The organism is Pseudomonas sp. AC463 (genome assembly GCF_979253585.1).
Map to the genome: position 1 here is coordinate 1 of NZ_CEEDDZ010000892.1, position 254 is coordinate 254.

Annotated in this window: 1 protein-coding gene; it reads left to right on the forward strand. The window is 62.2% G+C overall.

Translation table 11 applies throughout. The features are described from left to right. Window positions 1-4: 4 nt before the first annotated feature. Window positions 5-254: Y-family DNA polymerase (locus AC0IYH_RS32795; RefSeq protein ID WP_471838545.1), on the forward strand; the 250-nt coding region annotated here is incomplete at its 3' end.

Genomic DNA, 254 nt, shown 5'->3' on the forward strand with positions numbered 1-254 from the left:
TGCCATGACCACGCCGATCGCGCTGATCGACTGTAACAACTACTATGTGTCCTGCGAGCGGGCGTTCGACGCCAGCCTCGTCGGAGTGCCAGTGATCGTCCTGTCCAACAACGACGGGTGCGCCATCGCCCGCTCGGCCGAAGCGAAGGCGCTCGGCATCAAGATGGGCGATCCGATCCACCATCTGCGCGAAAAGGTACGTCAGCATCGCATCCGGGTCCTGTCGTCGAACTACACGCTCTACGCCGACATGC